Origin of the sequence: Shewanella sp. SR44-3 (assembly GCF_014163735.1) — a bacterium.
Classification (GTDB): domain Bacteria; phylum Pseudomonadota; class Gammaproteobacteria; order Enterobacterales; family Shewanellaceae; genus Shewanella.
The window spans coordinates 1-516 of sequence record NZ_JACJDV010000109.1 but is presented as its reverse complement, the minus strand read 5'-3'; the positions used below and the strand labels follow the sequence as shown (position 1 = coordinate 516).

Sequence of the window (516 nt, the reverse complement as noted above, 5' to 3'; positions counted from 1 at the left end):
GCACCACTGGTGGAACGGCTTAAAACAGGGTTGTTAACGCAGCCCACGTTGTTTGCCGATGAAACGCCACTGAAAGTGGTGAAATCCGATAAGGTGAACAGCTACATGTGGGTGTATTGCTCAGGGCGAGATTCACCTGAGCCAAACCATCCTCCCCCCAATATCGTGCTTTACGATTTTCACAATAGTCGGGCTGCCGCCTGCGTGGTCAATTATCTTGATGGATATCAAGGTTACTTGCACGTAGATGGTTATCTAGTTTATGAAAAAACACAGGCAACCTTAGTGGGATGCTGGGCTCATGCGCGTCGTAAATTTATCGACGCGAAAAAGCTGCAAGGTAAAAATAAAACCGGTAAAGCGGATGTGGTATTGAGCCTTATCCAAAAACTGTACGGCGTTGAGTCACGCGTTAAAGATAAAAGTGCGGATGATAAATACACGACAAGACAAGCAGTCAGTGTGCCTATACTGGACAAGCTAAAAGCATGGCTTGAGCAAAACCAACCGAATTTA

General features: G+C 45.9%; 1 protein-coding gene. It reads left to right on the top strand.

Features of this window, described 5'->3' with window-relative positions; genetic code table 11:
* A partial coding sequence (locus H5073_RS18640) for a transposase (RefSeq protein ID WP_182680934.1) occupies nucleotides 1-516 on the top strand: 516 nt, incomplete at both ends.